We start from the raw sequence: 24,958 nt of genomic DNA, 5'->3' as shown, positions 1-24,958 counted from the left end.
GTTTCGCTCGTTCGCAGGTGCATATGTTTGGAATTGCCGACTACGGCGCATTCGTTGCCGCAATCATCGTTTTTCTGTGCATTCCCGGACCGGGAAATCTTGCACTGATTACTTCCACCAGCAAGGGTGGCATGCGCGGCGGCATGGCGGCCGCGTTGGGCGTGATCGCGGCCGATCAGGTACTGATGTGGTCTGCCGTGGCTGGTGTCGCAGGTTTGTTGGCGGCTTATCCTTCGGCTTTTCACGTGGCGCAGTGGGGCGGCGCGGCTTATCTGGCCTGGATCGGCTGGCGCATGTTCCGGGCCAGGCCCGGGGATGCTCCCGTGGTCAACATCAAGCCGCGGCACTATTTCCGGCAGGGCGCTTTCATCACGCTGCTCAACCCCAAGGCCATCATTTTCTACATGGCCTTTTTCCCTTTGTTCGTGAATCCGCGAACCCACCAGGGCTTCATCACCTTTGGTGCGATGGCTGCAACCGTTGCCTTTTTGACATTGGCTTACAGCCTTGCCATGATCGTGCTCACACACTTTCTGGCGGAGCGCATGCGTGCGAATCTGACCATCACACGCATCATGGAAAAGACGGCGGGTGTTTTTCTCATTGGCTTTGGCGTCAAGCTGGCCATTTCCAAATAACAAGCACATCGAAAAGATCGCATGGCCAAGATTTTCTGTATTGCCAATCAGAAGGGTGGAGTTGGCAAAACCACGACGACCGTGAACCTCGCGGCAGGCCTTGCTCGCGTCAAGCAGCGCGTTCTCATGGTGGATCTTGATCCCCAGGGCAACGCCACGATGGGCTCGGGAGTGGACAAGCGCGCGCTGGAACTTAGCGTGTATGACGTGCTGCTGGAAACCGCCAGCATCAAGGAGGCCGCGGTCTTCTCCGAGCAGTGCGGCTATCACGTGCTGGGGGCCAACCGTGAGCTGGCGGGCGCGGAGGTGGAACTGGTCGCTCTCGAGCAGCGTGAGCGTCGCCTGAAGGCGGCCCTGGCGGCCGTGGACCAGGACTACGATTTCGTGCTCATCGATTGCCCGCCCAGTCTTTCGATGCTCACGCTCAATGGCTTGTGCAGCGCGCATGGCGTCGTGGTTCCAATGCAGTGCGAATATTTCGCGCTCGAGGGGCTGACCGATCTGGTCAACACCATCAAGCAGGTGCATGCCAACCTGAACCCCGATCTGCAGGTGATCGGCCTGTTGCGCGTCATGTATGACCCGCGCATCACGCTGCAGAGCCAGGTCAGCGAGCAGCTGAAGGACCACTTCGGCGACAAGGTGTTCGACACGGTGATTCCGCGCAATGTGCGCCTTGCAGAAGCTCCCAGCTACGGCCTGCCGGGCGTGGTGTTCGACCCCCACGCCAAGGGCAGCGTGGCCTTCGTGGATTTTGCGAAGGAAATGGTCAAGCGCATCAAGAAAATGTGACGGCCATGACCGAGGAACACTGCGTACTGGTTCTACCCGGCTGGCAAGGATCGGGGCCGGATCATTGGCAAAGCCGCTGGGAGCGCCTGTATGGCTACCAGCGTGTCGAGCAGCATGACTGGATGCGTCCGCTGCGCGGGGACTGGACTACGCGGCTGGAGGAAATGATTGTCGATGCGCCGCAGCCGGTCATTCTTGTGGCGCACAGCCTCGGCTGCATTCTCGCCGCCTGGTGGGCCGCCCATTCGCGGCACGCGGCAACCAGGGTGCGGGGCGCTCTGCTGGTGGCTCCGGGCGATGTGGAGCGGCCCGAACTGGCGGGCCCGCTTCACGGCTGGACGCCGGTGTCCATGCGCGCACTGCCGTTTCCCAGCATTCTGGTGGGCAGCCGCACGGACCCCTATTGCAGCTTCGAGCGTGCCCAGGCCCTGGCCGCAGCATGGGGGTCGCGCTTCATCGATCTGGGAGCGCGTGGGCATATCAATGCCGAATCCGGCCTGGGAGACTGGCCTGAAGGCCATGCGCTGCTGGATTCGCTGGTGAACAAGACGAAGGATTGAATCGAATATGGTCACGAAAAAACCCAAGGGCCTGGGCAGAGGTCTCGAAGCGCTGTTGGGCCCCAAGGTGGTCGATGCCGGCAGTCCCGCGGCCCCCGCGAAAGGCGCTGGCGGCAAGTCTGCTCCCCTTGAGGATCAAGGCGTGGGCCGGCTCGCGCTCACGGAAATGGTGCCTGGCATGTACCAGCCGCGCACGCGCATGGATGAAGGCGCGCTCTACGAGCTTGCCGAAAGCATCAGGCAACAGGGCATCATGCAGCCCATTCTCGTGCGCAAGCTCGCGGATGGCCCCCATGCCGGCAAATACGAAATCATTGCGGGGGAGCGCCGTTTCCGTGCGTCCAAACTGGCTGGATTGACGGAAGTTCCCGTGCTGGTCCGCGAGGTGCCGAACGAGGCCGCCGCCGCGATGGCGCTGATCGAGAACATCCAGCGCGAGGATCTCAATCCACTGGAAGAAGCGCAGGGCCTGCAGCGCCTGGTGCGTGAGTTCGGCCTCACGCATGAGCAGGCGGCGCAGGCGGTAGGGCGCTCGCGCAGCGCCGCCAGCAATCTGCTGCGTCTGCTGAATCTGGCCGATCCGGTGCAAACCATGCTCATGGCCGGCGATATCGACATGGGCCACGCGCGCGCGCTGCTGTCGCTCGATCGCGCCGCGCAGATCACCGCTGGCAACCAGATCGCGGCCAAGAAGCTCTCGGTGCGCGAGGCGGAGGCGCTGGTCAAGAAGCTCGGAGCGGAATTCAGCCTTCAGACGCAGAAACCCAAGAAGGAAAAGTCGCGCGATATGAAGCGGGTGGAGGAGGAGCTTTCCGATTTGCTCACCGCGGAAGTAGAAGTGCGTGTCAAGAAGCGCGTCAAACGCAACGGCCGCACCGAGGAAATGGGAGAACTCGCCATTCAGTTTGGCTCGTTGGATTCACTGAATGGCCTGATCGACAGGTTACGTGGCAATTTGTAATTCAAAGTAATAATAATTTACAAATTAGGAAGCAACTCGCAAATACTTGCCGTGAGTTGTTAGCTAAGGCTATTATTCGCCGTCATTTTTGAGCGGGAGCAACACAGGTGTGCGGCCTGCGCCAATCAACCATATGTACGGTGTACGGGGAGGATTTCTTGATGTTTAACAGAGCCTTGACGCTGCTCGCCGCAACTTGCGCGGCTGCGGCCCTGACGGGTTGCGAAACAACCAATATGAAGATGGGCAGCGCCGATGCCAAGACGGTGGCCACGGGCGCCGCGGGTGGCGCGAATGCGGCAAACGAGAGCGGTCAGCTCGAGCGTTGCGCATCGTCGCTGGGCACGGTCTCCCTGGTGGAAAACCAGGATGCCGGCTGGTACACGATCCTGCGCAACGAATATCGCCTGCCCCCCACGGCCAATCTGCTGCGCCTGCTGGTGCAGCAATCCAACTGTTTCGTCATCGTGGAGCGCAGCGCCGCGGGCATGCGCGCGATGGACCGCGAACGTCAGTTGATGGGGTCGGGGGAAATGCGTGGAGGCAGCAATTTCGGAAAAGGGCAGATGGTAGCTTCCGATTACGCGCTGTCGCCTGAAATCATCTTCTCCAACAACGATGCGGGTGGCATTGGCGGCGCATTGGGCGGCTTGCTCGGCGGCGGCCGCGGCGCGGCGGTTGCAGCCATCGGCGGCAGTCTCAAGACGCGCGAAGCCAGCGCCATGCTGACCCTGGTGGACAATCGCTCCGGCGTCCAGGTGGCGGCATCCGAGGGCAGTGCTTCCAAGACAGATTTCGCGGGCTTTGGCGGCCTGTTCGGCGGCGCCGCTGGCGGCGGCCTGGGCGGATACCAGAACACCGCCCAGGGCAAGGTCCTCACGGCGGCTTTCATGGATGCCTACAACCAGATGGTGGTTGCTCTGCGCAACTACAAGGCGCAGACCGTGCAGGGCCAGGGTCTGGGCGGCGGCGGGCGGCTGGGCGTTGATGGCGGCGCAGCTCCATCGCAAACCCGCGCGGGCGCGGCGATGTCCACACGCGAAGCGCAACAGCGCCTGCTGGATCTGGGCTACAACATCGGTACACCGGATGGCGCGATGGGCCCCAAGACCATGAATGCGATCCGGGCGTTCCAGAAGGATCAGGGCCTGAAGGCGACGGGCCGCCTGGATGCGCCGACGGCGGATGCGTTGTCGCGCTGAGCGTCGGCCGCTTCGATTGATCGGTGAATGAAAAAGCGGCGATTCAAGCCGCTTTTTCCGTTTCTGCCGCATGCCTTGCCTTCGCGCATATCGCACTGGTTGGGTGCGATATGGGCGACTTTGCTCATGATCTGGCCTAGGATGACGCCCGTTAACAACGGAGCGCTTCCCCATGTTTCTTTCCCTGCCGCCGTTCTGGGCGTCCTGGTTGCCTGCGTCTTCAGACCACAGCCTGACCTGTCCCGACGATTCCATTTCATTTTTTCCCCTTTTTTCGACCTCCGGGCTGGCGCACTCCTTGCGCGGAGCGCTCGGGGCCGCCATTGCGCCGCAACCATCGAAGCCCGCTGAGTTGCGCATCGACGTTCAGACCGGCGTCGACGCCATCGGGCAAGAATTGCAGTCGCTGCATGGGCGCCTGCATACGCCGGGCGACTCCATGCACGGCATAGAGCGGCTCGGTTTTCTCAAGGATCCGCGTTTTGCCGTGCATTACCGTGAAGCGGATGGCGAGAAATACGTCTATATCGAAGACCTGCGCGAGCAGCGGCTCGCTGGCTATACGGTCTTCAATCGCCTCATCGAAATCAACAAGCGCGCGGACCGCCTGCTGCGCGCGCCGCACACCAAGTTCGCGCCCGAGTACCAGCGCCGCGGGCTGGCCACCGCCGTGTACCGCTGGGCGCTCGACGGGGGGCAGTGCCTGATGACCGGCGCCCGGCAATCCAGCGGCGCGCATGCGCTGTGGGATCGGCTTGCGCGCGAGTATGGGCAGGGATATGTGTACCTGCAGGACAAGACCGTCACCTATCTCGGCGCTGAAGTCGAGGATGAGCGGTTGCTGGATGATCTCAATACGCGCCGCATCCTGCTGGGCCAGGGTTGGAGCATGCAGGGCCTGGCCGAAGCGGCCTGCATGAGGGGGGCACCCCGCGCGATGCTGGAGACCGAGGATGCGCTGGCCTGATTTCCGCCAGCGCGGCGAAGCGGCCCTGTTCTAGCCGGGGCGGAACATGCGAAAGCGCTGGGCTTCCACGATCCTGAAGTAGTCCGCCGGGCCGCCACCGCGCAGGATCGGCTGGGCCGCAGCGGTGTCGTAGATGCCGTCCTTGATCAGTCCGCGCTCGATATGCACTGCCACTACCTCGCCAAGCACCAGCCAGGTGGCGACATCCGAGCCATTGGCGCCCTTGAGGCGGATGATCTGCGTGCATCTGCATTCCATGCTCACGGGGCTTTCCTTCACGCGGGGCGGCTTGACCATGCGCGATGCCAGCGGCGTGAGCTGCGCCAGCCTGAACTCGTCGACGTCGGGCGGCACCGCCGCGCAACTCTGATTCATGGCTTCGGCCAGCGGCTGCGTCGCAAGGTTCCACACGAACTCGCCGGTTTCCTCGATGTTGCGCAGCGTGTCCTTGCGGCCCAGGCTTGAGAACCCGATGATGGGCGGCGTGTAGTTGAACGCGTTGAAGAAGCTGTAGGGCGCGAGATTGAGCACGCCTTGCGCGCTGCGTGTGGACATCCAGCCAATCGGACGCGGGCCGACCAGGGCATTGAACGGATCGTGCGGTAGGCCATGGCCTTCGCTGGGCAGATAGCTGTGGAAGCGTTCGGCTTCCCTGGATTCGTTGGACATTGCGAGCTGATTGTGTGGTGGATTCCGCGCATGGGCGCAGCAGCGGGTTGGCGAAAGGGTGGACGCTATCCTAGCGCGGCTGGGCCTCTGTTCAGAGAGAGCCGAAAAACCGCGCCGGCGACTGTCCCACCGATTTGCGCACCATCGCGCTGAACGCGCTCGGGCTGTAGCCGAGTTCCGCCGCGATCTGCCCCATGGGCATGCGCGAGGCGGCCATGGAGAGCGCCTTGGCCAGTACCACCTGCTGGCGCCACTGCGTGAAAGTGCTGCCCAGTTCCGTGCGGAACAGCCGCGCCACGGTGCGCGGGCTGGCCCCGGTGTTGTGCGCCCAGTCGGCCAGCGTTTCATGGCGCGTGGGGTCGGCGATGACGGCTTCACAGAGCATGCGCAGCCGCTTGTCTTGCGGCAGGTCGACGCCGAGCTTGACCGGGTTGGCGCGGCGCAACTCATCCAGGATGAGCGCGCTCAGATGCTTCTCGCGGCGCAGCGCGTCGGCGCCGGGCGCGGGGCCGTCGTCGGGCTCGGTGGGCATCTCGCGTGCGAGCGCGCGCAGCAGGTCGGAGGCCTCGAGCACGCGGCATTGCCGCCAGACCTCTTGCGCGTCGCTTGCGACATCCGGGCCGCAGCGCCCTGGCGGCTGATACAGATAGAGCGTGCGCAGATCGGCGTCCTCCACCATCGTAACGGCATGCACGACGCCGGGCGGAACCCACACAGCGCGTGACGGCGGCACGATGTAGGTTCCCGTGGGAACGTCGAGCCGCAGCACGCCATAGGCGGAGATCGCCACCTGCGCCCAGGCATGGCTGTGCGGCATGATCCGGGTGTCGGCCATGAGCTTGCGGTAGCGCACGCGCACGGGACGCTCGCGCGTGGGCACGAATGGCGGCGGGGCGAGCGCCTGCACGTACGACATCTCGTGCATTGCGCGGCGCGCCGGATTCGGGAGGGCGAAAGACGGGCTTGGCATGTTCGCGATAGCAATTGGCAGACTATCGTATATCGGACGCGCTGGGTTCGTCCTAATATCGGGCGCATGACCACAGCCACGACCGCACCACTCGATTCGGAGACGTTCCGCCAGGATGCACGCACCATCGGCCTCATCGGCCTGGCGCACGGCTCCTCGCATTTTTTCCACATGCTGCTGCCGCCGCTGTTTCCGTTCCTCATCAAGGAGTTCGGCTACAGCTATTCAGAGCTGGGGCTGCTGGTGTCGGTGTTCTTCGTGGTCTCGGGCTTCGGCCAGGCGCTCTCGGGCTTCATCGTGGACCGCGCGGGTGCTAGGCCCGTGTTGTTTTTCGCGCTCTCGTGCTTCGCGGCGGCGGGAGTGGTCGCGGGCACGGCAGCGGGGTACGTTCAATTGATCGCGGCCGCCTTCCTGGCGGGGCTGGGCAACGCGCCGTTCCATCCGGTGGATTTCACCATCCTCAACAAGCGCGTCTCGCCCAAGCGGCTGGGGCATGGCTTTTCGGTGCACGGCATCTCGGGCAATCTCGGCTGGGCCACCGCGCCGGTTTTCATGGCCGGCATCGCTGCGGCGACGGGCTCCTGGCGCACCGCCTGCCTGTGCGGCAGCGCACTGGCGCTCACCGTGCTCGCCGTCATGATCTGGAACCGCGAATCGCTGGATGACCGCAAGGGTTCATGGACGCAAGGCGCAGCCAGGGCGAATGCGGCCGCGGGCGGCATGGCGAGATCCGAGCATCCGCTCGCGTTTCTCAAGCTGCCTTCGGTGTGGCTGTGTTTCTCGTTCTTCTTCTGGAGCACCTGCTCGCTCTCGGCGATTCAGAGCTTTGCCAGTCCGGCGCTACACAACCTGTACGGCACGCCGCTCACGGCGACCGCGCTGGTGGTGACGGGCTACATGCTGTGCGGCGCCGTGGGCATGGTGATCGGCGGCTTCCTGGTGGCGCGCGTGGAGCGGCTCGAGAAGACCATCTCTGCGTGCCTGCTCGCGTCCGCCGTGCTGCTGGCCGTGGTGGGCCTGGGGATACTGCCCGGCATGGCGGCGCTGGCCGTCACCGCGTTCGCGGGCCTGGGCATCGGCATCGCCGGCCCCTCGCGCGACATGCTCATCAAGCGCGCCGCGCCGCCTGGCGCAACCGGGCGCGTCTACGGCACGGTGTATTCGGGGCTGGACCTGGGCTTTTGCCTGTCCGCGCCGGTGTTCGGCAGATTGCTGGATGCGAACATGAACTCGGGCATCTTCTTCGGCTCGGCCGCCGCGCTGGTTTGCGGCGTCATTTCCGCAGGATTCGTTGGCGCGGGCGTGGCATCGCGCACGGCGCGGCCTGTGGCTGCTTGAGACCGTTCCGAGCGGGATGAAGAGCGGTGATGGTTGAGGTATATCAGACCATCCCGCGTGTCTTTCATGACTCTTACGCCGCGATCCCTGGAGGCATGCCGATCGCGGCAGACCCGATGAAATAATCGCCCTCGCTTTTTTTAAAACAACGAGGGGGGGAGCGATGCGCTCTATGTGCCAATCGGGCAGAGTCGGCGCAGGCCTGGTGCTTGCGCTGGCGTTGGGGGGCTGCGCCGTTCAGCAGCCGCCCGTGGAAACCAGGACGGCGGAGCACACGGCTGCCGAGCAAAGGGCGGCACAGGCCGAAACGCTGGCCCGGACGAGCGGCGCGCCCACACTCAAGCGCAAAATCGCGCTGGGGCGCATTACCAATGAAACGCACTACGGCCAGTCCCTGCTGCGCGACAGGGACGGCGACCCGTTGGGCAAGCAGGTCACCGACCTGTTCAGCAAGGCCCTGGCGGAATCGGGTTCCTATCTGGTGTTCGAGCGTCCGGATATCGGCAAGATCCAGGCCGAGGGCCGCCTCACCCAGCAGGCGCCGGATCTGATCGGCGTGGACGCGCTCATCATCGGCTCGCTCACCGAGTTTGGCCGCAAGACGGTGGGCAGCTCCGGTTTCGTGTCGTCCTCCAAGAAGCAGGTGGCATTCGCGAAGGTGGACATCCGCATGGTGGATACGCGGACCGGCCACGTGTTCTTCGCCACCTCGGGCGCTGGCGAGGCATCGAACGAAGTGGCCTCGACGTTTGGGTTCGGCTCGCGTGCGGACTACGACGGCACGCTCAATGACACAGCCATCCGGCAAGCCGTCTCCGAGGCCGTGAACCGGCTCTCCGTCGAGCTCGATCGCCGCCCGTGGACGACGGCCATTCTCAAGACCGAAGGCCAGCGCGTCTTCATCAGCGGCGGCAGAAGCCAGGGCCTGCAGCCGGGCATGCAGCTCGCGGTGCAGACGGCAGGCGAGCGGATCAAATCGCCTCAGACCGGCGCCATGGTCACGCTGCCGGGCCGCAAGGTGGCGCAACTGCGCGTGGACTCCCTGTTCGGCGACAGCGAACTCGACGAAGGCGCGGTGGCGAGCGTGGTTTCCGGCGATCTCGGCAACCACCCAGCCAGCGCGCTGGTGGTGTATTTCGAGGGGGACAAGTGATGACGATGAGAATGGGAAGAAGCGTGGCCCTGGGGCTCGGTCTGCTGGCTGGCGCCGCAGGCCTGATGACCGGCTGCGTGCAGATGCCGACGGAAAAGCACGCGGTGGCATCGCTCAAGCCGCAGATCTCGTTTCAGTTCGCCGCCGAACACCTGGCGGCGGCCCGTGTGCGCATCGATGGACTGCCGGTGGGCAGCGCGGGCCAGTTCAGGCAGGGCGAAGCGGCGCTGCAGATCGAACCCGGCACGCACCTGCTGCAGGTGGATCTTGGCGGCCAGATGCTGTTGAACGAGAAGTTCTACGTCGGCAGCAGCGTTCTCAAGACCTTCGACATCCGCTGAGATAGAACATGTTCACACTACCCGATCGATTCCCGCGTGCCGGCATGCGCTGGCTTGCGGCCGCCGCCGCGCTTGCCGCCCTGACCGGCTGCGCGAGCAACCAGGGCCTGTACCAATGGGGCGGCTATGACGCGGCTCTGTACAGCTCCTACAAGAACCCCGAAACCGTCACCGAACTGCAGACCACGCTGGAGCAGCATATCGCGTCGATGAACGCCTCGCAGCAGAAGGTGGCGCCGGGGCTCTATGCGGAGCTGGGGTCGCTGTATCTGCAGCAAGGCAGGCAGGATGAGGCGATAGAGCAATACCGCAAGGAGCGCGAACTCTGGCCCGAGAGTAGAACGCTCATGGACGCGCTGATCACCACGCTGGAGAATCGCGCCAGGAACAAGGGCGGCGACAGGCCCGAAGCCACGGAGGAAGCCGTATGAAGCGCAAGACGTCCCGCACGCTTTCATTGCTCGCGCTGGCCGTTTGCGGGCTGTTGCTCGCCGGCTGCCAGACCAACGCGCCCAAGCGCAATCTCGCGGCGTATGAAGCGGCAAATCCGCGCTCCATCGTCGTGGTTCCCGTCGTCAACAAGTCGCTGGACGTGGATGCGCCCAACTACGTGCTCAGCACGCTGCCCGTGCCCATCGCGGAAAAGGGCTACTACGTCTTTCCGGTGAACACCACCAAGATGGTGCTGGAGCAGGAAGGCTTCTACGAGGCGGAACGCATTCACGAGCAGCCGCCGCAGAGCATCGCCAAGATGTTCGGCGCGGATGCGGTGATGTTCGTGACCATCAAGAAGTGGGACGCCACATACATCGTGTTGGCGACCACGGTCACGGTGGATTTCGACTATCGCCTGGTGAGCAAGACCGGCGAGGAGCTCTGGAAGAATTCCCAGCGGATGCAATACTCGCCCAACAGCAATTCCGGCGGCGGCGCGCTGGGCTCGCTGATCAGCGCCGCGATCAACGCAGCCATTGCCCGCGCCGCGCCCAACTACATGCCGCTGACCACGCAGGCCAATTCCGTTGCGTTGGTGTCCGGCGCGAATGCGCTGCTCGATGGCCCCTACCGCAAGGAAGCGAGCGAAAAGAAATAGTTCGCGGAGCACTCCCGCGCCCGCTCGCTTGCCAGGGCGGGCGGTTCAGAAGCCCGGCGCGATGCCGGGCTTTCTCGTTTATGGGGCCTTCGGGGCCGCAGGCCGCTCCCAGCTCGCCATGAGCCCATGCTCCAGGTCGAACAAGGGATGGAGCGCGGGCGTCGTGGTCCGGCGGCTTTGCTGTTCGAACCATTGGGGGCTGCGCACTTGCAGCTTGCCCAGCAGATGCTTCCACTCATATTCGATCTGGCCGTCGGTCACGGTGAGTCGGGGAACGGCCTGCCCGCCCGGCGGATGGATCCTGCCCGCGTCGAAGCGGTAGCCGCGTGCGGTGGCTTCCCCGTGCACCGCGCTCAGGTAGATGGAGATGGCATCCAGCGGTGACACGTGTTCCCTGAAACGCTCGAGCTGCGGGTGATTGCGGTAGCCCCTGGTTTCGCCGCGCAGCACGGCTTGGGCAAGCAGGGTTTCACGCCACAGGGCGACGAGACCCCTGGTGTCGAGATGTCGGGGATGAAGTGACCACAAGCGCACGGCGGCAACGGTATCCATGGGTGAAAAGGAAAAGAGGATATCGGTTTTCGCAAGCAGGCGGCGCGCAGGGCAAACCCGCAATGGGTTTCGATTCGTCTCATCCTATAGTGGCAAAGGAGCGCTGAACGGATTGCGCTTCGTGATCCGGCAACAAGCCGGACGACAACTACAGGCAAGGAGACAAGCAATGCATTCGAGTTTTCGGGGGCTGGGTCGCCGCCGGGCCGCGGCATCCATCGCGGCGGCAAGCCTTTTGGCAACCCTGGGCTGGAGCGCCTGCGCACAGGCCGCATCCGACTATCCCAGCAAGCCGGTTCGCATCATCGTCGGCTTCACGCCGGGCGGCACCACCGACGTGGTGGCGCGCCTTCTGGCCAAGGAGCTGACACAGGCCCTGGGCCAGTCGTTCGTCGTGGAAAACAAGCCGGGCGGCGGCAGCAACATTGCCACCGAGCAGGTCATGCAGGCCCCCGCCGATGGCTATACGCTGTTGTGCGTGGCCGTGACCAGCGCAATCAACCAGACGTTGTATCCCAATGCCCGGTTCGACCTGAACCGCGATTTCGATGCCGTCGTGCTGGGCGCGAAGGTGCCCAACCTCCTGGTCGTCAACAACGACGTGCCGGCCAGGAACGTGAAGGAATTGATCGAATGGGCGCGCGCCAATAACGACAAGGCCGCTTACGCCTCGTCCGGCAGCGGCACGTCGATCCACATGGCCGGTGAACTGTTCAAGGTGCGCACGGGCCTCAAGACGCAGCACGTGCCGTACAAGGGCAGCGCGCCGGCCATCACCGACCTGATCGGCGGGCAGGTTCATTTCATGTTCGACAACATGCCATCGGCATGGCCGCAAGTGCAGGGCGGCAAGCTGCGCGCGCTGGCGGTGACGACCAGGACGCGCTCGCCCTCGGCGCCCGATGTGCCCACGATGGAGGAGAGCGGTGTCGCGCCGTTCGACGTGAGCTCTTGGTTCGGCCTCATCGCACCCAAGGGCACGCCCAAGGAGGCGATCGAGAAGATCAACAAGGTCGTGAACGCCGCCTTCGACAAGCCCGAGTTGAAGGAAGCCTACGCCAAGCTCGGCGCGGTCGCCGAACACAACACGCCGCAGCAGTACAGCGACTTCATCAGGAGCGAGGTCGCCAGCTGGGCGCCCGTGGTGAAGGCGTCGGGAGCCAAGGTGGACTGAAGCGCAAAGGCCCGCCCGTGCCCGGAGGCAGGGGCGGGAGCCCGATTCACAGGCGGAAGATCTTCCCCGGATTGAGGATGTTCTTCGGGTCGAGCGCATGCTTGATGGTGCGCATCATTTCCACCGCGCCAGCGCCGGTTTCCTCCAGCAGAAAGCCCATCTTGTGGATGCCGATGCCGTGCTCGCCGGTGCAGGTTCCGCCCAGCTTGATCGTGCGCTCCACCAGCCGGTGGTTCAGCGCTTCGGCCTTCACGCGCTCTTCGGGAACGTCGGGGTCGATGAGATAGCCGAAGTGGAAGTTGCCATCGCCCACGTGGCCGACGAGGAAGTAGGGAATGCCGCTGTCGTCCGCTTCCTTGACGGAGTCCAGCAGCGCATCGGCCAGGCGGCTGATGGGCACGCAGGTGTCGGTGCTGATCGCGCGGCAGCCGGGGCGCGACTGCACGGCGGCGAAATAGGCGTTGTGGCGCGCGGTCCAAAGGCGCGTGCGTTCCTCGGGCGTGACAGCCCATTCGAAGGCCTTGCCGCCCCATTCGTCGGCGATCTGCTGGACGGTTTCGGCCTGTTCCCGCACGCCGGCGGGCGAGCCATGGAACTCCATGAGCAGCATGGTTTCTTCGCGCAGGCCGAGCTTGCTGTGCGCGTTGACCATGCGCACGGTGTTGGGGTCGATGAGCTCCACGCGCGCGATCGGCACGCCGAGCTGGATGGTCTGGATCACCGTGCGCACGGCGGCTTCGATGCTGGGAAAGGAGCAGATCGCCGCGCTCACCGCTTCGGGCAGCGGATAGAGCCGCACGGAGACCTCGGTGAAGATGCCCAGCGTGCCTTCGCTGCCCACGAGCAGGCGCGTGAGGTCGTAGCCCGCCGCGCTCTTCTTGGCGCGCGTGCCGGTGCGGATCACATCGCCGCTGGCGGTGACCACTTCGAGCGCCAGCACGTTCTCGCGCATGGTTCCGTAGCGCACGGCGTTGGTGCCGCTGGCGCGTGTGGAGGACATGCCGCCGATGCTGGCATCCGCGCCCGGATCGATGGGGAAGAAGAGCCCCGTGTCCTTGATCGCCTCATTGAGCTGCTTGCGCGTGATGCCCGGCTGCACGGTGACGGTGAGGTCGTCCGCGTTGATCGACAGGATCTTGTTCATGCGGCTCACGTCGATGCTGATGCCGCCCTGGATGGCCAGCAGGTGACCTTCCAGCGATGAGCCCGCGCCGTAGGGAATGACCGGCACTTCGTATTGCGCGGCGAGCCTGACGGCGTCGGCGACGTCGCGGGTGTTTTCGGCGAACACGACGGCGGACGGCGGCGGGGCCTGCAGCGATCCCTCGTCGCGCCCATGCTGCTCGCGCACCGCCTGCGATGCCGAGTACTGCGCGCCGAACCGGGCCTCGAGCGCGCTCAGGAATTCCTGCGGCACAGGGCGCAGCTGCACTTGCGGCAACAGGTGGGTGGCGTCGGTGGGTGCGTTCATGCGTTGTTCTCCGTGGGATTCTCGAGCAGCGTATTCTAGGAGCCGCACGGCGCGCGCGTGATACCGAATTCCCATATCGACAGAACACAAAAACCCGTTCGCATCCTGGAGTACAACGCGAACGGGTTTGCTCCGAAACCGCAGGTCAATCATCTCTACCTGAAACCCGCGGCCCGGTTGTAAAACGATAGGGCGCGCTCACACGAGCGGCCACGGCATCATTTGCCGTTTTTGCGCGCGGCCGAGCCGCGGTTCATGCGGCGCTGCTGCTTGAGCTGCGCGAGTTTGTCCGCGGGTGTGGCGCTGCTGCTCCCGCCGCCGGATGAAGAAGAATGGCCCACCAGCGTGAGCGAGGCGCCGGACTGCGCGGCCCTGCCCGATGGCGTTGCGGCGGTCTGGGCCTGAACCGCCGCGCCGCCGATGGTCAGTGCGGCAAACAGCATGACGCTGCGGGCGTCAAACCAGGCGATCGGTGCGCGGCTGGGCTTTGGCTGATTCATGGTCGCTGACTCCATAAGGCTGTTGAACATGGCTCTATTGCATCGCAGCGGTGGCGATTGATCCAGCACTATTGCCCGCTGTTGCCTGCCTCCTCATTTGGGGCAAGGATGTAAAGCACAATGGACGACTTGCGTAGATATTGAGGAGATAGACGCCCATGGGTAACCGTTTGACACAGATTGCCACCCGCACCGGGGACGATGGCACCACAGGCCTGGGGGATAACACGCGCGTGTCCAAGAACAGCGGCCGTCCGCATGCGATGGGTGACGTGGATGAGCTCAACTCGCATATCGGCCTGCTGCTGTGCGAAGAGCTGCCCGCCGACGTGCGCGAACTGCTGGTCGACGTGCAGCACCAGCTCTTCAACCTGGGCGGCGAGTTGTCGATTCCCGGCTTCGAGCTGCTCAAGGACGATGGCCTGCTGCAACTGGACAACGCACTCGCGCACTACAACGCGCAGCTGCCGCGCCTGCAGGAGTTCATTTTGCCGGCGGGCACGCGTGCCGCGTCGCAGGCGCATGTGTGCCGCACGATCGCGCGCCGCGCCGAGCGGGCCGTGGTGGCTCTGCAGGCGTCCGAAAACATGCGGCCCGCGCCGAGGCAGTATCTGAACCGCCTGTCCGACCTGCTGTTCGTGCTGGCGCGCGTGCTCAACCGGGCGAACGGCGGCGACGACGTGTACTGGAAGAGCGAGCGGCTCGCGCGCGCAGCCGGGGATGAGTGAGATAGCGGCGGCGCGGCACCGCGCGGGAAAGGCGGCAGGCCATGCGATTGCGTCACATCGAAGTCTTTAACGCCGTCATGCAGACCGGCAGCGTGAGCGCGGCTGCGCGGCTCATCAATGTCACGCAGCCGGCGGTCAGCCGGACGCTGCAGCACGCCGAACTGCAGCTTGGCTTCGCGCTCTTTCAGCGCGCGCGCGGGCGGCTCACGCCGACCAACGAAGCGCTGGCGCTGTTCCCGCACATCGAGAAGCTGTTCGAGCAACTGGACGAAGTGCAGCGCCTGGCCGCCAATCTGCGGCACGGGCAGGTGAATGATCGCCTGAACGTGCTGACCGTGTTCGCGCTCAGCCGCGAAGTGCTGCCGCGCGCGGTGGCCGGCTTCCGCCTGAAATACCCGCAGGTGCAGGTGAACGTGCAGGCGCTGCATACCCCGCAGGTGGTATCGGCATTGATGCTGCAGGAGGCCGACGTGGGTTTCGTCATCAGTTCCGTGCGTCAGCCCGCGCTGGAATATGAATCGCTGGCGGAAGTGGACATGCACTGCATTCTGCCCAAGGGGATCCTGCCGCCGTCGCGCATGAACGCCGATGGCCTGGAACTGGCCGATCTTGCCGACGTGCCGCTGGTTGCGCTGGATGGCAGGGATCCGCTGGGCGTGCGAATCCACCAGGCCTGCCGCGAGCATGGGGTGGGGCTGTCGCCGGTCGTCACTGTGCAGACCTACCATGCGGCCCTGTCGATGGCGGAGTTCGGCCTGGGCGCGGCCATCGTGGACGGCTGCACGGCGTCTTCGGCGGATCTGAACAAGGTGGATGTGCTGCCGCTGCTGCCGCGCATCACGGTGGGCGTCAACGCGCTGCGCCTGGCGCAGCATCCGGGCTCGGTGCTGGCGCGCGCGATGACGCTGGAGATGCGCAAGGCCCTGCGCGATACGCTGGAGCAACCGCGCTGAATCGGCGAGCGGCGGCGCCCGCGCGGCGCCCGTTCAGGCGCGACTCATCTGCTCGAGCAACTGCGATGCCGAGCCAAACGCCAGCGTGAGGCCCAGCGCGCCATGGCCCGTCTGCAGCCAGAGATTGCCCGGGCCGCCATGCTGCCTTCCCGTGATGGGCAAGCCCTTGGGCGTCGCCGGGCGCATCCCCGTCCAGGGCTGCAGGTCGCCGTTGAGCGGCAATTGGGGAAACACCTCGCGCGTCGAGTCCGCGAGGCTGGTGATGCGCTCGGGCTCCAGGCTGGTGTCGCGGCCCACGATTTCAACCATGCCGGCCACGCGCACACGCTCGCCCAGGCGGGCGAACACGACCTTGCGCGCCGTATCGGTCACGCTCACGTTCGGAGCCGCATGCGGCGATGCGGCCAGCGCGCCGGACGCGTCGATCGTGATGCTGTAGCCCTTGAGCGGATAGACCGGGACGTTCACGCCCAGCGCGCGGGCCTGGCTGGCGCTTTCCCAGCCGCTTGCGAGCACATAGTGATCCGCCTTGATGTCCTGCCCCGTCGATGTGCGCAGCGATGTGATCGTGCCGCCTTGCACGTCATAGTTCAGCACTTGCGCTCCATACAGCAGCGCCGCGCCGCGCTCGGCCAGCAGCGCGGACAGCTGTTCGCACAGCATGCGGCAATCGGCGGCGCTTTCGCTGGGCGTGTAGACCGCACCCGCGATACGTGCCGCGTAGGCGCCGAGCGCCGGTTCGAGCCGCACGGCTTCGGCCGCATCGACGATGCGCTGCGCCGCGCCGCCGAGGCCCGATTGCAGTTGCACTTGCCGGGCCGCGTCGTCCAGCCCCTGCTGCGAGGCATACAGCACCAGCTTGCCGGGTGTGTGGTGTTCGCAGCGCAGCGCCTCGCGCTCGAGCATGTCCTCGAAAACCCTGCGGCTTTGCGCAGCCAGGGCAAGCAGCGTGCGGGTGCTGTCCTCCGAAGTCTGCCGGTTGCATGCGCCAAGGAACTGCAGGCCCCACGACCATTGCCGAGGATCGATCTGCGGGCGGAACTTCAGGGGTGAGTCCTTTTCCAGCAGCAGCTTGGGCAGCATCTTCCAGATGCCGGGATCGGCCAGCGGCTGCACGTACGAATAGCTCAACTGCGCGCCGTTGCCGCCGCTGGCGCCTGCCGCGGGGTGCTGCGCGCGCTCGACCAGCGTGATGCGGTAGCCGGCCTGTTGGAGAAGATAGGCGCTCGCCAGCCCGGTGATGCCGGCGCCGACGATACAGACATGCTTGGATTGCTCGGTTTTCATTGCGACGAGCAATGTAGTTCCGCATCGCTGCCGCGTCGCATGGCGTTTTGTGCATAGGGTATGTCATAGGGTTATGGATGTCATGGTTTTCCCTGTGTTTTTTGCCCTTCGAAGGTGCGCTGCGCACCAGCGTGCAGCTTGATGGGAGCGAACTTGGTGATAACCCTGTGAACCCATAACTGCAGAACATGGATGAGCGTCAAATTGGCATCCCACAAGCTTCGTGGCAATCCATAAACTAGCCGCCACTTCAACATTTAGCACGGGAGTCAGCATGAAATTTCGTTCCACATTGCTCTGCGCCGCTTTGGGCATGGCATGTCTTGCCACGGCGCATGCGGACACCTTGTCCAAGGTGCGTGACAACGGCTACATCACGCTCGCCTATCGTGAATCTTCCGTGCCCTTCAGCTACCTGGATGCCGGCAAGCGCGTCGGTATGACGGTCGAGATGTCCGAGGCCATCGCTGATGCGGTGAAGAAGGCGGTCGGCAAACCCAACCTCGAGGTGAAGTGGCAGGCCGTCACCTCGCAGAACCGTATTCCGCTGCTGACCAACGGCACGATCGACCTGGAGTGCGGCTCCACCACCAACAATTCGACCCGTGGCAAGGAGGTGGATTTTGCGATCAACCACTTCTATACCGGCACCCGCCTGCTGGTGAAGAAAAATTCCGGCATCAAGAACTACCCCGACCTGAAGGGCAAGACGGTTGCCATCACGGCCGGCACCACCAACCTGCAGGTCATGCGCAAGGCCAATGCGGAAAACAACTGGGATATCAACTTCGTCATGCCCAAGGACCACGCCGACGGCTTCCTGCTGGTGCAAAGCGACCGCGCCGTGGCCTTCGGCATGGATGACGTGCTGCTGTTCGGGCTGATGGCCAACGCCAAGAATCCGGGCGACTTCGAGGTCGTGGGCGACGCGCTGCAGGTTGAGCCCTATGCCTGCATGCTGCGCAAGAACGATCCCGAGTTCAAGAAACTGGTCGATGGCGTGATTGGCGGAATGATGAAGTCGGGCGCATTCACCAAGCTCTACGACAAGTGGTTCCTGCAGCCGATCCCGCCGACGAACACGCCGCTGAACATGCCGATGAGCGACGAGCTCAAGAAGAACCTCGTCGAGCTGAGCGACAAGCCGGCCAATTGAGCGCATGGCCGGACAGCCGGCTGTGCCAATTGACAACAAAGCAAGGACTCTCGTCATGCTGGCCGTGCCGCATTCCGTGGGAATTCTGGGCGGCATGGGTCCGGCGGCGGGGGCCGACTTCGTGCGCCTGTTCGTCCAGGCCTGTACCGCCTATCTGCAAGGCCATGGCAAGGAGGTGCGCGACCAGGCATTTCCCGAGCACTGGCTCGTGCAGATGCCGATCCCCGACCGCACCCAGGCCATAGGCCAGGGCAAGGGCGGTCCCTGCGATCCCGAGCCCTACATGCTGCAGGGACTGGGGCGGCTGGCCGCGCTGGGCGTGCGCAGCGTGGCCGTGGCATGCAATACGGCGCATGTCTGGCACGACGAGATGCAGGCATGCTTTCCGCAACTGTCGATTCTTCATATCGCCGAGGAAACCGCGCGCCATCTGCAGCGGCAGGGCGCGCGCGAGGCCATCGTGCTGGCGACCGCCGGCACCTATCGCACGGGTCTCTACGACCGGGCGCTGCGCGCGCATGGGATCACGCCCCGGGTGCCGGATGCGGCAGGCGTCGAACGTCTGATGCAGGGTATCTATGACGGCGTGAAAAGCGGCGACATCGAGCTGGCGGCCAGATGCTTCAACGACGCGCTGTCGCCGCTGCTTGGCGCATACCCGGACGCGCCCGTCATCATGGGGTGTACCGAAATCCCGCTCGCCCTGGCCCATTCGCCGCCGGCGGGCGGGGTCGTGCTGGTCGATCCTGCGTGGATTCTGGCGCAGGAACTGGCGCGGCGCGCCTATGAGCCGGAGTGAGCGCGGGTCACTCGCGCGGCGCCAGCATGGCCATCGTGATGCGTGAAACGCAGGTAAGCTCGCCCGCGTCGTTGACCATCTCGATGGACCACACCTGCGTCGTCTTGCCGATATGCACCGGCCGCGCCGTGCCGGTCACCCAGCCGCTGCGCGCGGCGCGGATGTGGTTGGCGTTGATGTCCAGTCCCACCGCGGCCCAGCCTTCGGGCGCGCTGTAGTACGCACCCAGGGAGCCCAGGGATTCCGCGAGCACCACGCTCACGCCGCCATGCAGCAGGCCGAACGGCTGGCGCGTGCGCTCGTCCACCGGCACGCGGCCGGTGATGAAATCGTCTCCCACTTCGAGGATCTCTATGCCGAGATGGCTCAGGGCGGTGTTCTCGCCCGAGCGGTTGGCCAGCTCGACGGTGATGGGTTTTTTCCAGATATGAGGCATGGTGACCATTGTCCGCCACTTCGAGCGGCGCTGCTTTTTCTGGCGTTACCGGCCCGTCATGGCTTCATCGAGCCCGTCTTCAGGCAGCGGTCGTGCCAGGACAGCGCTTCGCCGAGGATGTGCGGCGTGTGCTGCCCGCCGCTCTTGCGGGCGCGGTCGAAATAGTCCTGGAGCATCGGGCGGTAGTCCGGATGCGCGCATTTGTCGATGATGACCTGCGCGCGCTGGCGCGGAGAGAGGCCGCGCAGATCGGCAAGGCCCTGCTCGGTGACGATCACCTGGGTGTCATGCTCGGTGTGGTCCACGTGCGAGCACATCGGCACGATGCAGCTGATCTTGCCGGCCTTGGCGATCGAGGGCGTGACGAAGAAGTTCAGATAGCTGTTGCGCGCGAAGTCGCCCGAGCCGCCGATGCCGTTCATCATGCTCGTGCCCAGCACGTGGGTGGAGTTGATGTTGCCGTAGATGTCGGCCTCGATCATCGAGTTCATGGCGATCACGCCCAGGCGGCGCACGACCTCAGGGTGGTTGCTGATTTCCTGCGGGCGCAGCACGACGCGGTCACGGTAGAAATCGATGTTGCCGGTGAACTCGTCCAGCGCCTGCGCGCTCAGCGAGATCGCGCTGGCGGAGGCGGACTTCATCTTGCCCGCGCGCACCAGGTCGAGCATGCCGTCCTGCAGCACCTCGGTGTAGCCGGTCAGCCCTTCGAACGGACCGTTGAGCAGGCCGGCCAGCACGGCGTTGGCGACGTTGCCCACGCCGGACTGCAGGGGCAGCAGCTCCTTGGGCAGGCGGCCCAGCTTCACCTCATGGGTCAGGAAATCGATGATGTACGCGGCGATGCGCTCGGAGTTCTCGTCGGGCGCGGCAAAGACGGTATTGCGGTCGGGCGCATCGGTTTCCACGATGGCGATCACCTTGCCCGGGTCGCAGTGCAGGTGCGGCACGCCGATGCGATCGTGCGGGCCATAGAGCGGGATCGGCTTGCGCTGAGGGGGAATGGCGGTGCCGTAGTAGATGTCGTGCATGCCGTCGAGTTCGAGCGGCAGGCGGTTGTTCACCTCCAGGATCACCTTGTCGGCCAGGTCCAGCCAGGTCTTGTTGTTGCCCACCGCCATGGTCGGCACGAAACTGCCGTCCTCATTGACCGCGCAGACCTCGATCACGGCGATGTTCAGGTGGCCCAGGAACCCGAACCAGGCGTGCTGGGCGACGTGCGAGAGGTGCATGTCGGTGAAATGCATCTTGCCGGTGTTGATCTTCTCGCGGCAGATCGGGTCGGACTGGAACGGCAGGCGCATGTCCATGCCATCCACCTTCGCCAGTGCGCCGTCGAGCTCGGGAGCGGTGGAGGCGCCCGTCCAGATGCTCACGCGAAACGGCCGGCCCGCATCGTGCTCGGCGCTGATGCGCGCGGCAAGCGCCTGGGGGATGGCCTTGGGGTAGCCCGCGCCCGTGAACCCGCTCATGCCGATGGTGGACCCCGGCTCGATCAGTGCCGCGGCCTCGGCGGCGGACATGACTTTCTGGCGCAGGCCTGGGTGAAGGATGCGGGACGTGGGACGCAGCATGGATTTTGACTCCGTATGAAGAAAGAAGGGGCGTTTTCTCGCCCCTTTCGTTTAGTTATCGGATGTAAATTTTATCAGGCATTCCAATTTGAGTAGGTGGAAACCCCGATCTTACGTGGCACTGACAAACTCGCTCGCAAGCGATCTCATTTCTCGTTGCGGTCGAGCAGCGCGTGCAGAATGATCGCTCCAAAGGTGGCCGTGCCGATACCGCCCAGCGCAAACTGGCCGAACTTCAGAGTGAAATCACCGGTTCCCAGGATCAGCGTGATGGCCGCCACGATGAGGTTTTTGTTCTTCGAAAAGTCCACCTTGTTTTCTACCCAGATCTTGCAGCCCGCGATCGCGATCAATCCAAAGACCACAATGGAGACTCCACCCATCACGGGCAGCGGAATGGCCTGGATCAGCGCACCGAACTTGGGACTGAAGCCCAGCACGACGGCGATCAGCGCCGCCACGAGGAACACGGCGGTCGAGTAGATCTTGGTTGCCGCCATCACGCCGATGTTCTCCGCGTAGGTGGTCACGCCCGTCCCGCCGACGCTGCCGCTGACCATGGTGGCGACGCCGTCCCCGATGAAGGCGCGGCCCATGTACTGGTCGAGGTTCTTGCCCGTCATGGCCGTCACGGCCTTGATGTGGCCCAGGTTTTCGGCCACCAGGATGATCACCACAGGCACGATCAGCAGCATGGCCTGCGCCTCGAACACCGGGGCATGAAAGCTGGGCATGCCAAGCCATGGCGCCTGGATCACGCCAGAGAGATCCACGGGCTTGCCCAGACCCAGTCCGTTCGTGAGCATCGCGTACAGCACCGACGCCACCAGCAGCCCCACCAGAATGAGCAGGCGCTGCACCATCCCCCGGGTGAACACCGCAACCAGGCCAACGCTGACGAAAGTGAGTGCTTGCATCCAGCTTTCGAAATTATTGGACGCCATGTTCTTCACGGGAATGCCCGCGAGATTCAGCCCGATCACCGCCACGATGGCGCCTGTCACCACCGGCGGCATGAAGCGCTCGATCCAGCCGGTGCCCACGGCCTGGACGATCACGCCGATCAGCGTGTACACCGCGCCGCAGGCGATGATACCGCCCAGCGCCACCGGAATGTTCGGATTGCCGCCCTTGCCCGAGTAGGCCGTCGCGGCGATCACCACGCCGATGAACGCAAAGCTCGAGCCCAGGTAGCTGGGAACCTTGCCGCCGGTGATCAGGAAGAAGATCAGCGTGCCGATGCCGCTCATGAACACCGCCATGTTCGGATCGAAGCCCATGAGAATCGGCGCGAGCACGGTGGAGCCGAACATCGCGATCACATGCTGAATGCCCATCAGCCCGGTCTGCCCCCAGGGCAGCCGCTCGTCGGGCCCGATCACGCCACCCGATTGCAGCACCTGAGGCGACCTCTCGGTCCAGTTGAATAATCCCATCGCACGCTCCCGCTACAGTTTTTGACAAATGCAGCGATGGTAGGCGAAACAGACTCCGCTGTTGAGGGGAGGAACCCAGGTTGGCGAGATGGAGGATCCCTAGCGCAGGCTTTGCAGCGCCCGCGCGATTTTGTCGCGCCTGACGCTGGTCTTGGGCGCCTTGAACGGGAACCACATGCGCACGTCGTCCTCGAGGCCGATGCCGTGCATGTAGTTGTAGATGGCTTTCTTCAGGCAGGCGCCCAGGGCATCGTGATCGACGCCGGTGGGGTCGACGAAGTCCACGTCGTTGCGCGCGAAGCGGGTGGGGGGCAGCGGCAGCAGCTCGATGCCGTATTCGTGCGGGTTCATGCCCACGGGCGAGTGCACGGTGCAGACGAAGCGGTGGAAGAAGCCGCTCTGGATGCAGCCGTTCTCGAAGAGCTGGCGCACATATTCCAGGGCGTCCACCGTGTCCTGCACGGTCTGGGTCGGAAAGCCGTACATGAGGTAGGCATGCACGAGGATGCCCGCGTCGCTGAAGGCCTTGGTGACGCGCGCCACCTGCTCGATGGAGACGCCTTTCTTCATCAACGCCAGCAGGCGGTCGGAGGCCACTTCGAGCCCGCCCGAAATGGCGATGCAGCCGCTGTCGGCGAGCAGGTTGGCCAGGTCCGGGGTGAAGGTTTTTTCAAACCGCACGTTGCCCCACCACGAGATGCCGGTGTTGCGCGCCAGCAGCTCATGCGCGAGCGCCTTGAGCGCCTTGGGCGGCGCGGCCTCGTCCACGAAGTGAAAGCCGGTCTGTCCGGTCTCTGCGACGATGGCGTCGATGCGATCCGCCAGCACGCTGGCGCTGGCGCCTTCGTAGCGGCCGATGTAGTCGAGCCCCACATCGCAGAAGCTGCACTTCTTCCAGTAACAGCCATGCGCCACGGTGAGCTTGTTCCAGCGGCCATCGCTCCACAGGCGGTGCATGGGGTTGAGCATGTCCAGCAGCGACAGATATTGGTCCAGCGGCAGCCCGTCCCAGGTGGGCGTGCCCACTTCGGCGAACGCGACGTCGGCCTCCATCATGTTGACGTAGCGGACTTCGCCGCTCGCGCCGTCGCGCGTGAACGTGCGCACCAGCCGCGATGCGCCGCGTTCGCCGCGCAGGTGTTCGAGCAGCGCGAGCAGCGGGCGCTCTCCGGCGTCCAGCGTGACGTAGTCGAAAAAGTCGAACACGCGCGGCTCGGCCAGCCCGCGCAGCTCGGTGTTCACGAAGCCGCCGCCCAGGACGGTCTTGATCTGGGGGTGGCGGGTCTTGAGTGTCTGGGCAATGCGGAAGGCGGCATAGACCGAGCCGGGAAAGGGCACGGAAAGCAGCACCACGTCGGGCCGGTGCCGCTCGGCCGCATCGAGTGCGAGTTGCGCGAGCAACTCGTCCACTAGCGACGGAGCCGCCGCCAGCGCATCCGCCAGCGGATCGAAGCTGGGCTGGCTGGCGGCGAGCGATTCGGCATAGCGCACGAATTCGAAGCGCTCGTCCACGGCGTCGCGCAGCACGTCTGCCAGGTCATTGAGATACAGGGTCGCCAGATGCTTGGCGCGGTCGGCCAGCCCCAGCGCGCCGAATGCCCAGCCCAGCGGATCGCCGCCCTCGTCGTCCACGTACACGTCGAGCGATCCGAAACGCGGGCCTTCCGGCAGATAGGCGCGGCTGGCGATGCGGTGCGCGAGCGTGGTATCGCGCCCCTGCAGGAACGCGATCACCCCTGCGATGGTGGCGAGGTAGCGCTCCTCGTGCTCCGCGAAGAAGCGCACGGCCGGGCTTTGCCGCGCAGCGGGAATCGCCGCCACGCGCCGGGCCACTTCGCCAAGGCCTTGCCTGGACAACAGGCGCAGCACCAGCGCCAGCGCCAGGTCCTCCTGCGCAGCATCGACCCCGCGCGAGCGCAGAAAGCCCGTGATGTAGGCGGTGGACGGATAGGGCGTGTTCAGCTGCGTCATCGGCGGGATGATCGACAGCACACGCTGGGTGTGGGCTGGCATGGCGTGGTTGGATGATTCTGGTCGTGGAGATGCCGCAACCGGCGCGCAGGCTCCGGGCGGGCTGGAATTATCCCCGCTGCCTGGTTTTTGGGCGCCCATGGGGGTTTGTCGGTGCCTGGCGCACGCGTGGCCCACGTGGCAAAAGGCGGGGGGACCTGAACGTCCCGCCCGCCTTTTGACCTTTTGACCTTCTCG

The 24,958-nt window shown here is 64.8% G+C and carries 26 protein-coding genes; 16 read left to right on the top strand and 10 right to left on the bottom strand.

Features of this window, described 5'->3' with window-relative positions; genetic code table 11:
- Positions 1-23 precede the first annotated feature (23 nt).
- The 6 genes from ABWP92_RS02545 to ABWP92_RS02520 all read left to right on the top strand — a co-directional run bounded on the left by ABWP92_RS02545 (position 24) and on the right by ABWP92_RS02520 (position 5,120).
- The gene (locus ABWP92_RS02545; RefSeq protein ID WP_353233774.1) at positions 24-638 is read left to right on the top strand and encodes a LysE family translocator; all 615 of its coding nucleotides are present in this window, start codon (positions 24-26) and stop codon (positions 636-638) included.
- A gap of 21 nt (positions 639-659) precedes the next feature.
- Positions 660-1,430 (top strand): ParA family protein, encoded by a 771-nt coding sequence (locus ABWP92_RS02540; RefSeq protein ID WP_353233773.1) that lies wholly within the window; start codon positions 660-662, stop codon positions 1,428-1,430.
- 5 nt (positions 1,431-1,435) lie between these two features.
- On the top strand, positions 1,436-1,990 hold the full coding sequence (locus ABWP92_RS02535) for an RBBP9/YdeN family alpha/beta hydrolase (protein WP_353233772.1): 555 nt from the start codon (positions 1,436-1,438) through the stop codon (positions 1,988-1,990).
- Positions 1,991-1,997: 7 nt separating this feature from the next.
- Entirely contained in the window at positions 1,998-2,951 is a 954-nt protein-coding gene (locus ABWP92_RS02530) for a ParB/RepB/Spo0J family partition protein (RefSeq protein WP_353233771.1), read from the top strand.
- A 161-nt stretch (positions 2,952-3,112) separates the two neighbouring features.
- Complete coding sequence (locus tag ABWP92_RS02525; protein WP_353233770.1) at positions 3,113-4,153, top strand: peptidoglycan-binding protein; 1,041 nt, start codon at positions 3,113-3,115, stop codon at positions 4,151-4,153.
- Between the two features lie 352 nt (positions 4,154-4,505).
- Complete coding sequence (locus ABWP92_RS02520) at positions 4,506-5,120, top strand: N-acetyltransferase (protein WP_353233769.1); 615 nt, start codon at positions 4,506-4,508, stop codon at positions 5,118-5,120.
- A 30-nt stretch (positions 5,121-5,150) separates the two neighbouring features.
- Here the strand turns inward: ABWP92_RS02520 and ABWP92_RS02515 are convergent, their stop codons facing one another.
- Positions 5,151-5,789 carry a flavin reductase family protein gene (locus ABWP92_RS02515; RefSeq protein WP_353233768.1) on the bottom strand — a complete coding sequence of 213 codons (639 nt, stop codon included), beginning with the start codon at positions 5,787-5,789 and terminating at the stop codon, positions 5,151-5,153.
- Between the two features lie 91 nt (positions 5,790-5,880).
- Positions 5,881-6,759, bottom strand: coding sequence for an AraC family transcriptional regulator (locus ABWP92_RS02510; protein ID WP_502907434.1), 879 nt, complete (start codon positions 6,757-6,759; stop codon positions 5,881-5,883).
- 66 nt (positions 6,760-6,825) lie between these two features.
- Between ABWP92_RS02510 and ABWP92_RS02505 the strand changes: the two genes are divergently transcribed.
- The 5 genes from ABWP92_RS02505 to ABWP92_RS02485 all read left to right on the top strand — a co-directional run bounded on the left by ABWP92_RS02505 (position 6,826) and on the right by ABWP92_RS02485 (position 10,684).
- Positions 6,826-8,097, top strand: coding sequence for an MFS transporter (locus ABWP92_RS02505; protein WP_353233766.1), 1,272 nt, complete (start codon positions 6,826-6,828; stop codon positions 8,095-8,097).
- Between the two features lie 250 nt (positions 8,098-8,347).
- The gene (locus tag ABWP92_RS02500) at positions 8,348-9,250 is read left to right on the top strand and encodes a CsgG/HfaB family protein (protein ID WP_353233765.1); all 903 of its coding nucleotides are present in this window, start codon (positions 8,348-8,350) and stop codon (positions 9,248-9,250) included.
- Positions 9,250-9,591 carry a hypothetical protein gene (locus ABWP92_RS02495; protein WP_353233764.1) on the top strand — a complete coding sequence of 114 codons (342 nt, stop codon included), beginning with the start codon at positions 9,250-9,252 and terminating at the stop codon, positions 9,589-9,591. The genes ABWP92_RS02500 and ABWP92_RS02495 overlap by 1 nt, the downstream gene beginning before the upstream one ends.
- Before the next feature lie 8 nt (positions 9,592-9,599).
- The gene (locus ABWP92_RS02490) at positions 9,600-10,022 is read left to right on the top strand and encodes a DUF4810 domain-containing protein (RefSeq protein WP_353233763.1); all 423 of its coding nucleotides are present in this window, start codon (positions 9,600-9,602) and stop codon (positions 10,020-10,022) included.
- Complete coding sequence (locus ABWP92_RS02485) at positions 10,019-10,684, top strand: DUF799 domain-containing protein (RefSeq protein WP_353233762.1); 666 nt, start codon at positions 10,019-10,021, stop codon at positions 10,682-10,684. The genes ABWP92_RS02490 and ABWP92_RS02485 overlap by 4 nt, the downstream gene beginning before the upstream one ends.
- Before the next feature lie 78 nt (positions 10,685-10,762).
- On the opposite strand, the gene ABWP92_RS02480 is transcribed toward ABWP92_RS02485, so the two are convergent.
- Positions 10,763-11,236 (bottom strand): pyrimidine dimer DNA glycosylase/endonuclease V, encoded by a 474-nt coding sequence (locus ABWP92_RS02480; RefSeq protein ID WP_353233761.1) that lies wholly within the window; start codon positions 11,234-11,236, stop codon positions 10,763-10,765.
- 169 nt (positions 11,237-11,405) lie between these two features.
- On the opposite strand from ABWP92_RS02480, the gene ABWP92_RS02475 reads away from it, so the two are divergent.
- Positions 11,406-12,410: a Bug family tripartite tricarboxylate transporter substrate binding protein gene (locus ABWP92_RS02475; protein WP_353233760.1), complete on the top strand. Its 1,005-nt coding sequence runs from the start codon at positions 11,406-11,408 to the stop codon at positions 12,408-12,410.
- Between the two features lie 46 nt (positions 12,411-12,456).
- On the opposite strand, the gene ABWP92_RS02470 is transcribed toward ABWP92_RS02475, so the two are convergent.
- Both ABWP92_RS02470 and ABWP92_RS02465 read right to left on the bottom strand, forming a co-directional pair.
- Positions 12,457-13,881 carry an FAD-binding oxidoreductase gene (locus tag ABWP92_RS02470; protein WP_353233759.1) on the bottom strand — a complete coding sequence of 475 codons (1,425 nt, stop codon included), beginning with the start codon at positions 13,879-13,881 and terminating at the stop codon, positions 12,457-12,459.
- A gap of 218 nt (positions 13,882-14,099) precedes the next feature.
- Complete coding sequence (locus ABWP92_RS02465) at positions 14,100-14,381, bottom strand: hypothetical protein (RefSeq protein ID WP_353233758.1); 282 nt, start codon at positions 14,379-14,381, stop codon at positions 14,100-14,102.
- A gap of 158 nt (positions 14,382-14,539) precedes the next feature.
- On the opposite strand from ABWP92_RS02465, the gene ABWP92_RS02460 reads away from it, so the two are divergent.
- Positions 14,540-15,109, top strand: a complete 570-nt coding sequence (locus ABWP92_RS02460; protein WP_353233757.1) for a cob(I)yrinic acid a,c-diamide adenosyltransferase — start codon at positions 14,540-14,542, stop codon at positions 15,107-15,109.
- 41 nt (positions 15,110-15,150) lie between these two features.
- Positions 15,151-16,062, top strand: coding sequence for a LysR family transcriptional regulator (locus ABWP92_RS02455; RefSeq protein WP_353233756.1), 912 nt, complete (start codon positions 15,151-15,153; stop codon positions 16,060-16,062).
- Positions 16,063-16,095: 33 nt separating this feature from the next.
- On the opposite strand, the gene ABWP92_RS02450 is transcribed toward ABWP92_RS02455, so the two are convergent.
- On the bottom strand, positions 16,096-17,349 hold the full coding sequence (locus ABWP92_RS02450) for a D-amino acid dehydrogenase (protein WP_353233755.1): 1,254 nt from the start codon (positions 17,347-17,349) through the stop codon (positions 16,096-16,098).
- 274 nt (positions 17,350-17,623) lie between these two features.
- On the opposite strand from ABWP92_RS02450, the gene ABWP92_RS02445 reads away from it, so the two are divergent.
- Positions 17,624-18,505: a transporter substrate-binding domain-containing protein gene (locus ABWP92_RS02445; RefSeq protein ID WP_353233754.1), complete on the top strand. Its 882-nt coding sequence runs from the start codon at positions 17,624-17,626 to the stop codon at positions 18,503-18,505.
- A 55-nt stretch (positions 18,506-18,560) separates the two neighbouring features.
- Positions 18,561-19,304, top strand: a complete 744-nt coding sequence (locus ABWP92_RS02440; RefSeq protein WP_353233753.1) for an aspartate/glutamate racemase family protein — start codon at positions 18,561-18,563, stop codon at positions 19,302-19,304.
- Positions 19,305-19,311: 7 nt separating this feature from the next.
- Here ABWP92_RS02440 and ABWP92_RS02435 read toward each other — a convergent pair whose 3' ends face one another.
- From ABWP92_RS02435 to ABWP92_RS02420, 4 genes are all read right to left on the bottom strand, one after another.
- On the bottom strand, positions 19,312-19,740 hold the full coding sequence (locus ABWP92_RS02435; RefSeq protein WP_353233752.1) for a hotdog fold thioesterase: 429 nt from the start codon (positions 19,738-19,740) through the stop codon (positions 19,312-19,314).
- 56 nt (positions 19,741-19,796) lie between these two features.
- Positions 19,797-21,314, bottom strand: coding sequence for a succinyl-CoA:acetate CoA-transferase ScpC (gene scpC, locus ABWP92_RS02430; protein ID WP_353233751.1), 1,518 nt, complete (start codon positions 21,312-21,314; stop codon positions 19,797-19,799).
- Between the two features lie 146 nt (positions 21,315-21,460).
- The gene (locus ABWP92_RS02425; protein WP_353233750.1) at positions 21,461-22,750 is read right to left on the bottom strand and encodes a solute carrier family 23 protein; all 1,290 of its coding nucleotides are present in this window, start codon (positions 22,748-22,750) and stop codon (positions 21,461-21,463) included.
- A 99-nt stretch (positions 22,751-22,849) separates the two neighbouring features.
- The gene (locus ABWP92_RS02420; protein WP_353233749.1) at positions 22,850-24,763 is read right to left on the bottom strand and encodes a B12-binding domain-containing radical SAM protein; all 1,914 of its coding nucleotides are present in this window, start codon (positions 24,761-24,763) and stop codon (positions 22,850-22,852) included.
- Between the last annotated feature and the right edge of the window lie 195 nt (positions 24,764-24,958).

It is taken from the genome of Diaphorobacter ruginosibacter, from assembly GCF_040396215.1.
Classification (GTDB): Bacteria; Pseudomonadota; Gammaproteobacteria; order Burkholderiales; family Burkholderiaceae_C; genus Diaphorobacter_A; species Diaphorobacter_A ruginosibacter_A.
The sequence above is the reverse complement of the archived record's forward strand: the minus strand, read 5'-3'. Positions and strand labels throughout refer to the sequence as shown.

Coding starts and splice junctions, on each gene's coding strand:
- ABWP92_RS02445 (WP_353233754.1), top strand. CDS start 17,624: ATGAAATTTCGTTCCACATTGCTCTGCGCCGCTTTGGGCATGGCATGT.
- ABWP92_RS02425 (WP_353233750.1), bottom strand. CDS start 22,750: ATGGGATTATTCAACTGGACCGAGAGGTCGCCTCAGGTGCTGCAATCG.
- ABWP92_RS02485 (WP_353233762.1), top strand. CDS start 10,019: ATGAAGCGCAAGACGTCCCGCACGCTTTCATTGCTCGCGCTGGCCGTT.
- ABWP92_RS02510 (WP_502907434.1), bottom strand. CDS start 6,759: ATGCCAAGCCCGTCTTTCGCCCTCCCGAATCCGGCGCGCCGCGCAATG.
- ABWP92_RS02490 (WP_353233763.1), top strand. CDS start 9,600: ATGTTCACACTACCCGATCGATTCCCGCGTGCCGGCATGCGCTGGCTT.
- ABWP92_RS02540 (WP_353233773.1), top strand. CDS start 660: ATGGCCAAGATTTTCTGTATTGCCAATCAGAAGGGTGGAGTTGGCAAA.
- ABWP92_RS02495 (WP_353233764.1), top strand. CDS start 9,250: ATGACGATGAGAATGGGAAGAAGCGTGGCCCTGGGGCTCGGTCTGCTG.
- ABWP92_RS02475 (WP_353233760.1), top strand. CDS start 11,406: ATGCATTCGAGTTTTCGGGGGCTGGGTCGCCGCCGGGCCGCGGCATCC.
- ABWP92_RS02450 (WP_353233755.1), bottom strand. CDS start 17,349: ATGAAAACCGAGCAATCCAAGCATGTCTGTATCGTCGGCGCCGGCATC.
- ABWP92_RS02435 (WP_353233752.1), bottom strand. CDS start 19,740: ATGCCTCATATCTGGAAAAAACCCATCACCGTCGAGCTGGCCAACCGC.
- ABWP92_RS02470 (WP_353233759.1), bottom strand. CDS start 13,881: ATGAACGCACCCACCGACGCCACCCACCTGTTGCCGCAAGTGCAGCTG.
- ABWP92_RS02515 (WP_353233768.1), bottom strand. CDS start 5,789: ATGTCCAACGAATCCAGGGAAGCCGAACGCTTCCACAGCTATCTGCCC.
- ABWP92_RS02455 (WP_353233756.1), top strand. CDS start 15,151: ATGCGATTGCGTCACATCGAAGTCTTTAACGCCGTCATGCAGACCGGC.
- ABWP92_RS02530 (WP_353233771.1), top strand. CDS start 1,998: ATGGTCACGAAAAAACCCAAGGGCCTGGGCAGAGGTCTCGAAGCGCTG.
- ABWP92_RS02420 (WP_353233749.1), bottom strand. CDS start 24,763: ATGCCAGCCCACACCCAGCGTGTGCTGTCGATCATCCCGCCGATGACG.
- scpC (WP_353233751.1), bottom strand. CDS start 21,314: ATGCTGCGTCCCACGTCCCGCATCCTTCACCCAGGCCTGCGCCAGAAA.
- ABWP92_RS02460 (WP_353233757.1), top strand. CDS start 14,540: ATGGGTAACCGTTTGACACAGATTGCCACCCGCACCGGGGACGATGGC.
- ABWP92_RS02535 (WP_353233772.1), top strand. CDS start 1,436: ATGACCGAGGAACACTGCGTACTGGTTCTACCCGGCTGGCAAGGATCG.
- ABWP92_RS02505 (WP_353233766.1), top strand. CDS start 6,826: ATGACCACAGCCACGACCGCACCACTCGATTCGGAGACGTTCCGCCAG.
- ABWP92_RS02480 (WP_353233761.1), bottom strand. CDS start 11,236: ATGGATACCGTTGCCGCCGTGCGCTTGTGGTCACTTCATCCCCGACAT.
- ABWP92_RS02525 (WP_353233770.1), top strand. CDS start 3,113: ATGTTTAACAGAGCCTTGACGCTGCTCGCCGCAACTTGCGCGGCTGCG.
- ABWP92_RS02440 (WP_353233753.1), top strand. CDS start 18,561: ATGCTGGCCGTGCCGCATTCCGTGGGAATTCTGGGCGGCATGGGTCCG.
- ABWP92_RS02545 (WP_353233774.1), top strand. CDS start 24: ATGTTTGGAATTGCCGACTACGGCGCATTCGTTGCCGCAATCATCGTT.
- ABWP92_RS02465 (WP_353233758.1), bottom strand. CDS start 14,381: ATGAATCAGCCAAAGCCCAGCCGCGCACCGATCGCCTGGTTTGACGCC.